Consider the following 9,417-nt stretch of genomic DNA (forward strand, 5'->3'; position numbering starts at 1 on the left):
CGCCATGGATCGATCGAGTCGCCGTGCCCCCAAAGGGCGCGGCGATATCGTCTCTCCGGCCTATTGGGTCGCGGCGAGCGCGCTTACACTGGCGACTCTCCTTCATGTGCCGCTGGGTGGGCCGGCGGCGGTGGCCGTGGCGGCGATCGTCTTCCTCGGCGGGGGGCTGCCGCACGGGGCCTATGACATCGCGCTGCTGCGCCGCTCGGGCGCGCTCGGCCCGTCCGGCGTCGGACTTGCGGTCGCCGGTTATGTCACGATCGCCGTGCTGATGGTGGTGCTGTGGATGACGCTGCCGTTGGTGGCGCTGGTCCTTTTCCTCGCGGTCGCCTCGGTGCATTTCGGCGAGGACTGGCAGATGCTCGAGGAGCCGTTGCTGCGGTTCGCGGCGGGGGCGGCGGTGATCGGGGCCGCGACGATCGGCCATCCCGCAGCGGTGTCGGCGCTGTTCGTCACGATGAGCGATCCGCGCGCCATGGTGATCGCGCAGATCATCACCGCGGCTGCGCCCGTCGCCTTGTTGGTCACCGCGGTCGGCATCGCCACGGCGTGGCGCGACGGCAGCAGGTCATGGGCAGCCGCCATGGCGGTGTGCTTCCTTCTGCTGGTCGTCCTGCCGCCGGTTGCCGGCTTCGCGCTGTTTTTCGTCTTCCTGCATTCGCCGCGACATCTGGCGCAGACACGCGGCGTGTTGCGCGACATGACGATTGCGCGGTGGCTCGGGACCGGGGCTTCGCTGTCATGCCTCGCCATCCTCGGCTGGTTGGGCGTGCGCGCGGTAGCACCGTCTCGCTTCGACCCGACCGCCGTTGCGCAGGCGTTTCAGTTGTTGGCCTCGGTCGCGGTGCCGCATCTGGTGCTGTCCCGCTGGCTCGGACGGCGCGTGACCGCCGCCGCGTCGACTGATGACGTACGTACGACCGCAAGACTCGTCGCACCGCCAGGGTGATGCGCCAGGCCATCGGCGGCATCGCCCGCGCGATGCGCCGACCTGGCCGCGGCTCGACCCGCGCACTGTTGGACGGCGCGGCCGTTTCGGCAAGCGGCGCTTCTTTTGCGTTGAGTGGCGGGACGTTGTCGCTTCGCCTGTGAACCACCGGCGGCGTGTGGTCAGGTAAGCGCTGCTTGCCGCCGTTCGATCCAGTCGAGAAACGTGTCGTGCCCGTGGAAATCGAGGCGAATTTCAGGATGCAGGCGCCGCACGATCGGCGTGGTCAGGAACCGATCGATGTCGCGCGACCAGATCGCCCACATCCGCGCTTTCACATAGCCTTGGGCGCGCAGCTCGTAGAGTTCGTGGATGAGGTGCATCAACCGCAACAGGCAGGGAAGAAGGCGCGACCGTTCTTCATCCGCCAGCTCAGCGGTCCAGATCGGCTTCAATTCCGCAAGCAGCATGTGCCGCACGGTTTGCAGGCGGTCGGAATAGGCGAGGAAGATCTGCGCATCCAGTTGGCGTGTATTGTTGCGCTGCGCCGAATAAACGGCGATCACGCAGGCCAACACGCCGCTGGTGCCCATGAACCGAAAGATGATTTCTACGATTGCTTCGGTGTGGGGGGGCAACTGGGCGGGCCTCTTGCCGTTAGGCGTGCGAGACGGCATAGCCGCCGCCTGTCCCGAAGGGGCGTGACCGGGCGTTAGCGGGACAACCCGGCCAGCAAGGCGCGTGCTGCGCGCACGTCAGGATAGTGTTCGTCGCCTTCGATGATCGCGAGGGCGGGCATCAGGATGCGCGCAGCCTCGTCGGGTGTCGTCAGGCGGGCCAGCGATGTCGCTGCCCGCAGCGCCCAGAGACCCGCGCCTTGCGCCGTCGCGAGCGCAAGCGCTCGCTCGAACTGCGCTCGTGCGGCCACGATATCGTCGGCGCTCAACCGGTTTTCGCCGTCCGCGCGCAGGATCTCCGCGGTTGCCCAGTGCGGGGCGCCGGCTTCGGCCCGTGCGGTTGCTTCCGCATCGCACAGCGCCGCGTAGACGGTGATGAAGACATCCTTGTCATGCGGCAGGGGCGGGCGCAGCCGATCCAGCCCAGGCGGCTGTGGCGGCTTCCCCATGCGCAGGTCGGCGATCCCCAAAAACCAGGTGGCGAGTTCGGCCATGTAGGTGAAGCAATTGTCTTCCGCCGTGCGGCCAAGCAGTTCGGCATAGTGCCGAGCCAGTTCGTCGTCGCCCAGCCACAAAGCGACCGGACACGCCGCGCTGCTCAACAGATAGCAGAACGAACTCGGATTGCGCAGCCGCCGTGCATCGATCACCGTTTCCATCAGCATGGCCCGGGCGCTCGCGAGCCGACCCTGCACCGCCAGCGTGACGCTGTGGTTGCCCCGCACGATCGTCCAATGATCATACCGAAGCACCGCGCCATAGGTTGTTCGGTCGCTGTTGCTGGCGATCAGGTCGGCGGCGATCGCGGCGGACTCTTCCAGCCTGCCCACGCGGAAGGTCATCAACGCGTTTACCCGGCGTACGAAATTCTGCAGGTCGCGATCGACGTCGATGCTTCCAGGCACCAGCATCTGCTGCGCCAGGGCTAGCGACCCGGGATGATCGCCCATGATCCCTCGTTGCCCGGAAAGCATCCACAGCGCCGTCGCCCTGGCCACCGGATCGTCGAGCTTCTTGGCGATGCGCAGCACCTGAGTCGCCGCGCGCACGAACCGTTCGCCGGGCCGGTCGATGTTGAACAACAGCACGCACAGGCCAATCTGCAGCCTGATCTCCTCGGCACCGCCCCGTTGGCCCAGGCGTCGAGCGTCGCGAACGCCTGTTCCAGCCAGCGATGATATTCGGCAAACTGCGACATGCCGAGCCACAGCGGTGCCGAGGCGAGGGTGAGGGAGATGCCCAATTTCTTGTCGCCGGCCTCGCCCAACGACCACACCAGCGCTGCGCGCACGTCGTCCATTGCGGTGCCGTATCGCTCCCACCAGATGGCGCGATCCATCTGCTGCCAATCGACCCGGGCGCGGTCCAGCAGCATCCCGACCCATTCGGCATGCCGACGCGCCGCGACATTCGCCTGACCGGAGCTCTCCAGCTTGCGGCGGGCATAGGCCTTGGTCGTCTCCAGCAGCCGATAGACGACGCCGTGGGGCGAAGGCTCGACGGCCAGCAACGATTTCGTCGCCAGTTGGAGAACGGACTGCGCGGTCCCCGCCTCCTCCGGCGCGCGGTTTGCGGCGACCTGCACGGCGGCGGCGAAATCGAACGTTGCGCGGAAGAGGCTGAGGCAGCTGAATACCCGGCGTTCGTCGGGTGAGAGCAGTTCGAAGCTCCAGTCCAGCATCGCCTCGAGCGTTTCGTGGCGCGCGAGGGTACGGCGGCCAAAGGTGAAGGGCGACAGGCGCCCGGCCAGTCCGCTGGACAGCCCCTCCAGCCCCACCATCGGCGTGGCCGCCGCCGCCAGTTCGAGCGCGAGCGGCAGTCCGTCGAGCGAGCGGCACACCGCCGCGACCTCCCGGGCATTGTCCCTGGCGAGGGCGAATCCGCCAGCCGCCGCCGCACGTTCGGCGAACAGCGCGACCGACGGGTTGGCCGTGATCGTCTCCACCGAATCCGCCACGCCGGGCACGGGCAGGGGGTGGAGATGCACCTGCACTTCCCCTGGCACCCGCAAGGGTTCGCGGCTGGTCGCCAGCAGCCGCACGCGCGGGCAGGATTGCAGCAGCGCTTCTGCGGCTCTTGCCGCGGTGTCGATCAGATGCTCGCAATTGTCGATCAGCAGGACGAGTTCGGCGGTACGCAGGCGTTCCACCAGCATCGACGGAATCGGATCCCGGCCCATCGGGCTTTGCAGCGCCGCGGCCGTGGCGGTGGCGACGTGCGCAAGGGACGTGCAGTTCGTCAGATCGACACAGCAGACGGTGGTACGGGCCCGAAGTTGCGCCAGCGCCGCCAGCGCGACGCTCGTCTTGCCGATGCCGCCCGAGCCGACGATCGTGACGAGCCGATGCCGCGTGACGCTTTCCACCACCTCCGTCACGAGAGCCTCGCGACCGATCAGGCGGTTGACCTGCAACGGAAGCGGGAGCGGGCGGATGTCCGCGGCGACGGGCACGTTCGCCGCCTGCTCGTCTGCCGCCTCGATCGTCACGTCGGCGTTCAGTCGATAGCCGCGGCCCGGCACGTTGACGATCGCGACAGTGTCGTCCGCGCCTGCGCGCAGCGCGCGGCGGATGGCAGTGACGTGCACGCGGAGATTGTTGTCCTGAACGAAGATATTCGGCCAGACCCGATCGACGATGTCCTGCGTCGAGACGACCTCGCCGGTCCGTTCGGCGAGCAGCGCGAGGATCGCGAGCGCGCGCGACCCCAGGCCGACTCGGACGCCGCCATTCAGCAATTGCTCTCGTTCCGGTCGAAGTTCGAACGATCCGAACCGGATACGCCGGTCGCTCATGACCGTCCGCCGTGCAGCCGACCCACCTACGTCCCCCCGCAGACACGTTAGCGCTAACCGTATGCGCATATTAGCGGCGTTTGGCACCTGTTTAGTCGGGGGTTCGAGGTGGCCCCGCTATGCGGGTCAGGCAGGGACGGGGGACCGAGGTTTGCTCGACGTCCGGTATCGTTCCGTTCCGGGAGATTGAAGATGCGCCTCGCAGAGATTGCCGTGCCGGTCGACTCCGGCACCGGGAAGACTATCCATCAGCCGACGCCAGAGGACGTGCGCGTGCAACTGGAACGGCTACGCATCCATGCGCTCGTTGGCTCGGAAAAGCTGTACGCCTTCCTGCATTTCGTCGTCGAGGAAGCGCTGGCCGGCCGTGCAGCGACGCTGAAGGAACTGGTGATCGGCGTCGAACTCTACGGCGGCGTCGTCGATTATGATCCGCGCATCGATTCCGCAGTGCGCGTGGAGGCGCGCCGATTGCGCCGCAAGCTTGCCGCGCATTATGCCGGGCCGGGTCGGGAAGACGTGGTGATCGTGTCGATTCCGACGGGAGGTTACGCGCCGCGCTTTCATTTGCGACAGGATGCGTCGCGCATCGCGGCAGGCCGGGAGCCGGGGCGGCCGATGCTGGCGGTGTTGCCGTTTACCGCCCTCTGCGTCCACGAGCGGGCCTTCGCGGCGGGGGTGACGGACGAGATCATCTACGCGGCGGAGCGGGACACGCACCTGCGTGTCGCGCCGCGCGCGATCATGTTCCAGTTTCGCGAGAGCCGCTATTCGCTCGACGAAGTTGCCGCGCATGCCGGGTCGGATCTGGTGCTGCATGGTACGATCCGGCGCGTGCAGGAGGTGCACCGCGCGTGCGTGGAACTCTCCAGTCGCTGGGGGCAGATTCTGTGGTCGGATCGAATCGACATCGTCGGCGAGGGCGAACTCGACGTTCAGGAACGCATGGCCGGGGCGATCCTCGAACGGCTTCCGCGTGACGCGTTGCGCGAACCGGCCATCCCGAAAGTCGCCTGAGCCCCCAGCGTCGGCGGTCTGCGAGGGCGCGGGCGCGTTCCGCTCGGATCGGCCGCGCTAACAGCCACTCGCGTCCGGACTGCGGCGGAAAGAACTACCAGCGTGCAGCGCGGCGAAAGGCGCCGCGCACCGCGAAGGTTCGATACGTGAAGCGATCCCTCCCCACGACCGGCCGGCACGTACGCGTGACCCGCGCACCGGCGGAATTCCAAGGTGTAGCCGGAGACCCGGCTTCGAGGGCGTCGTCATGAGCGAGGACTATGCCTTCAGGCCTGAGGAGCGACCGCTGTTCGCCGGCTCGCCGTTCTCGCCCGCGCATCCGGTTGGCCGTCGCCTCGCCTATTTGGCCGTCGGCATGGTCCTCGCCGTGACCTCGACCTTCGGCAACGCCCTGACGACGGTCAATAGCGGGAGCGTGGCAGGCCCGCTCGGCCTTTACGCTGCCGAGGCGACCGCGCTGCCGGCGATCTATGTCGCGATCAACGCGTCGGCCAATTTGTCGCTCGTAAAGGCGCGCGCCCAATTCGGCATTCCCGAGGTGACCGGTTTTCTCCTCGGGCTCTATGCGCTTACGGGGCTGATTCCTTTCGGCTTCGCCAGCGTCTGGGCGGCCGTGCTCGTCCGCGCGGCCAGCGGGTTGGCCGCCGCCGCGCTGATCACCCTCGGCATCTATTATCTGATGCAGGCGCTGCCGCCCAAGGCAAAGCCGCTCGGCGCGGTGATCGGCATGGGACTTTCCCAGCTTGGTACTCCGCTGGCGCGGCTCGTCCCCGTCGACGTGCTGGTGGACAACGGACTCTGGGGTCTGCACGCGCTCGAGGTCGCGCTGGCGCTGTTCGCGCTTGCGCTGATCCTCGCCCTGCCGCTGCCACCCAGCGAGAAGAGCCCCGCGTTCGCGCCGCGCGATTACGTCACGATCGTTCTGGCGACCACGGGGCTGTTGCTGTTCTGTCAGGTCATCGGACAGGGCCGTACGCTCTGGTGGTCCGACACGCCCTGGCTCGGCGGTGCGCTGGCAACCGCCATCGCGTTGCTCGCGGCCGCCTTTCTGAATGAGACGGGCCGGCGCGATCCGCTGGTGCATTTCGAATGGATCGGCACCTGGGGCATCCTGCGGTTCGCCGCCGTGGCGCTGGTGATGCGCCTGGCGCTGGCCGAGCAAAGCTACGGCGCGGTCGGCCTCCTGACGCTCGGCGGACTCAACAACGACCAGCTCAGGACGCTGTTCGTCGTGGTCGTGATCGCGATGCTGCTCGGCATCGTCGCCGCCGCGCTGACGCTGTCCGAGCGCCGTCTGCCGTGGCAGATTCTCGCGGCTGCGCTGATCATCGCCGCCGGCGCGTGGTGGGACAGCAGCGCGACGACGCTGACCCGCCCTGCGCAATTGATCCTGAGCCAGGCGCTGATCGGCTTCGGCACAACATTGTTCGTGGGGCCGGCGCTGCTTTACGGCTTTCTCCGCATGATCCAGCGGGGCGGCGACCATCTCGTCAGCTTTGTCGTCACCTTCAGCATCACGCAGAATGTCGGCGGGCTGATGGGATCCGCGCTGCTTGGCTCGCTGCAGACGGTCTGGGCCCGCAACGCCAGCAACGCGCTTGCCGCCGACATGCTGGCGAGCGATCCGCAGGTCGCTGCCCGGATCAGCGGCGGCGGCGCGGCGTTGGCCTCGGTGGTCGCGGATCCCGTTCAGCGCGCCGCGCAGGGCTCGGGCCTGCTTGCGCAGGCAATGGCGCGTGAAGCCGCGGTGATCGCCTTCAACGATACCTTCAGGTTCGTGGCCATGCTCGCGCTGACCACGGCAGCCTTCATCTTCGCGAACATTGTCGTCGCGCGCTACCGAGAGAAGAGCAATGACCGCAGCTGACACCGTTCCGCCGCCGGCGAACGAAGCGGGGCAGTGGCACCCCGCCCACAGGCATCCGTTACGGATCGTCGCCACGGTTGCGCTGTCGCTTGCCGGAGTTTTTCTCGTTCTCGCAGCCTGGGGTCTGCCGCCGGTTGCGGGTGGATATCAACGGACCGACAATGCCTATGTGCGCGGCCGGGTTACGATCATCGCCCCGCAGGTGAGCGGCTATGTCCTGCAAGTGCCGGTTCACGATTATGACGTCGTACGGCAGGGCCAACTCCTGGTGCGGATCGATGACCGCGTCTACCGCACCCGCGTCGAGCAGGCCCGCGCCAATCTCGCGGCGGCCGAAGCCGCGCTTGTCAATTCCGCCCAGGCCCGCGCTTCCCGGTCGGCGGGTCTCGAGGGCCAGGTCGCGGGCGTCGAAGGCGCACGGGCGCAGCTCGCCAGGGCGCGGGCTGACATGGCGCGCGCCGGGGATCTTGCGCGAGACGGCTCCATCTCGCTGCGGGAGCGCGACCAGACGCTGGCCGCGCTCGCCACGGCACAGGCGCAACTGCGCCAGGCCGTCGCCGGAAGCGAGATCGGCCGCCAGGATATCCGAACCGTCGAGGTCGGCCGCGGCGCGCTCGAGGCGCAGGTCGCGGCGGCGCGTGCGCAACTGCATGCCGCCGAGATCGATCTCGAGCACACCGTGATCCGCGCGCCCGAGGGCGGAGTCCTCGGCGAGGTCGGCATCCGGGTGGGTGCCTATGTCACCAACGGATCGCAACTGCTCGCGATCGTGCCCCCCGATCGCTGGATCATCGCCAATTTCAAGGAAGCCCAGACGGGACGGATACGCCCGGGTCAGCCCGCCAGCCTGACCGTCGACGCCTTGAATGGCGCGCGGCTGACGGGGCGTGTCGAACGGGTGTCGCCCGCCGCCGGATCGGAGTTCGCGGTCCTCAAGCCGGACAATGCGACGGGCAATTTCGTGAAGATCCCGCAACGGATCGGCGTGCGGATCGCGGTCGATGCCGGCGCGGCACACGCTGAGACCCTGCGTCCGGGCATGTCGGTCGAGGTCGGGGTCGACACGAGCGTCCGGCCATGAGGCCGCTTCTGGCAGCGGGCAGCCTTGCCTTCCTCCTGGCGGCCTGCGCCGGCCCCCGCCCGGCGGTGCCGCTAGCCGCCGGGATCGCCCCGCCGGCTCAGTGGCGCGACGGTCGACCCGGGTCGGACGTCGCCGTCGACACGCAATGGTGGCGGCGTTTTGGGGATGCCACGCTGACCGGCCTCGTCGAGGAAGCGCTTGCGCACAATGAGGATATCGAGATCGCCGCCGCACGCGTGGAGGAGGCGCGTGCGCAGTTTGCCGCGGCGCGCGGTGCCACGCTGCCGCAGGTTCAGGGAGTCGGCACGGGCGGACGCACCCGAAGCGTCAACGCGTTCGGGATCGATGTCGAGCAATGGGCATCGCAGGGGGAAGTACAGGCGTCGTTCGACATCGACCTGTTCGGTCGACTGCGCAACAGCGCCGCAGCCGCGAAGGCGCAGCTTCTCGCCAGCGAGGATAGCCGGGGAACCGTCCGGCTTGCCGTCTGCGCGGCCGTGGTCAGCGGCTATGTCCAGCTTGCGACGTTCGACGAACGCCGTGCGATCCTGCGCCGCACCCTCGATGCACGCGCGGGAACCCTGACCCTCATCCGGCGCCGCGCCGAAGCGGGGTATGGCTCGCAACTCGACCTGGCGCAGGCAGAAGCCGAGTATGACGCGGCCGCCCAAGCCATTCCGACCGTCGATCTCGCGATCACCAAACTCGAAGATGGCCTTAGCATCCTGCTCGGTCGCACGCCCGGTCCCATCGCGCGGGGATCGGCGATCACCGCGCTGACAATCCCCGTGGTTCCGCCACAGCTGCCGGCGAGCGTGCTTCGGTATCGCCCCGATATTGCCTCGGCCGAGCAGCAGATCGTCGCGGCCGACCGCTCGCTGGACGCGGCACGGGCCGCCTTCATGCCCGACGTCAAGCTGTCGGTATCCGGCGGCCTCGTCGCGTCCTCACTGCTCCCGGGTGATCCACTTTCGGTCTTTTCGCTTGGCGGCAGCATCCTGGCGCCGATCTTCAATGGCGGGAGGAACCGCGCTCAGGCCGACGGTGCGGCCG

The 9,417-nt window shown here is 68.1% G+C and carries 7 protein-coding genes; 5 read left to right on the forward strand and 2 right to left on the reverse strand.

From position 1 onward, the window contains the following. Positions 1-4: 4 nt before the first annotated feature. The gene (locus RI03_RS04790; RefSeq protein ID WP_010215599.1) at positions 5-949 is read left to right on the forward strand and encodes a Brp/Blh family beta-carotene 15,15'-dioxygenase; all 945 of its coding nucleotides are present in this window, start codon (positions 5-7) and stop codon (positions 947-949) included. A 161-nt stretch (positions 950-1,110) separates the two neighbouring features. Here the strand turns inward: RI03_RS04790 and RI03_RS04795 are convergent, their stop codons facing one another. Both RI03_RS04795 and RI03_RS04805 read right to left on the reverse strand, forming a co-directional pair. Next, a complete protein-coding gene (locus RI03_RS04795; RefSeq protein WP_238542278.1) occupies positions 1,111-1,605 on the reverse strand; it encodes a hypothetical protein in 495 nt (164 codons plus the stop codon). 925 nt (positions 1,606-2,530) lie between these two features. Then, on the reverse strand, positions 2,531-4,399 hold the full coding sequence (locus tag RI03_RS04805; protein WP_170318343.1) for an ATP-binding protein: 1,869 nt from the start codon (positions 4,397-4,399) through the stop codon (positions 2,531-2,533). 192 nt (positions 4,400-4,591) lie between these two features. On the opposite strand from RI03_RS04805, the gene RI03_RS04810 reads away from it, so the two are divergent. The 4 genes from RI03_RS04810 to RI03_RS04825 all read left to right on the forward strand — a co-directional run. Next, a complete protein-coding gene (locus RI03_RS04810; protein ID WP_037514813.1) occupies positions 4,592-5,416 on the forward strand; it encodes a hypothetical protein in 825 nt (274 codons plus the stop codon). A gap of 247 nt (positions 5,417-5,663) precedes the next feature. Further along, positions 5,664-7,283: a hypothetical protein gene (locus RI03_RS04815; RefSeq protein WP_010215608.1), complete on the forward strand. Its 1,620-nt coding sequence runs from the start codon at positions 5,664-5,666 to the stop codon at positions 7,281-7,283. Next, positions 7,270-8,364: an HlyD family secretion protein gene (locus RI03_RS04820; protein ID WP_010215611.1), complete on the forward strand. Its 1,095-nt coding sequence runs from the start codon at positions 7,270-7,272 to the stop codon at positions 8,362-8,364. Before RI03_RS04815 ends, RI03_RS04820 begins: the two co-directional genes overlap by 14 nt. Continuing rightward, the coding region (locus tag RI03_RS04825; protein ID WP_010215613.1) for an efflux transporter outer membrane subunit at positions 8,361-9,417 on the forward strand (1,057 nt) is incomplete at its 3' end. The genes RI03_RS04820 and RI03_RS04825, both read left to right, overlap by 4 nt.

The organism is Sphingomonas sp. PAMC 26621 (assembly GCF_000251145.1).
Lineage (GTDB): Bacteria > Pseudomonadota > Alphaproteobacteria > Sphingomonadales > Sphingomonadaceae > Sphingomonas.

Coding starts and splice junctions, on each gene's coding strand:
- RI03_RS04810 (WP_037514813.1), top strand. CDS start 4,592: ATGCGCCTCGCAGAGATTGCCGTGCCGGTCGACTCCGGCACCGGGAAG.
- RI03_RS04795 (WP_238542278.1), bottom strand. CDS start 1,605: ATGCCGTCTCGCACGCCTAACGGCAAGAGGCCCGCCCAGTTGCCCCCC.
- RI03_RS04790 (WP_010215599.1), top strand. CDS start 5: ATGGATCGATCGAGTCGCCGTGCCCCCAAAGGGCGCGGCGATATCGTC.
- RI03_RS04820 (WP_010215611.1), top strand. CDS start 7,270: ATGACCGCAGCTGACACCGTTCCGCCGCCGGCGAACGAAGCGGGGCAG.
- RI03_RS04805 (WP_170318343.1), bottom strand. CDS start 4,399: ATGAGCGACCGGCGTATCCGGTTCGGATCGTTCGAACTTCGACCGGAA.
- RI03_RS04815 (WP_010215608.1), top strand. CDS start 5,664: ATGAGCGAGGACTATGCCTTCAGGCCTGAGGAGCGACCGCTGTTCGCC.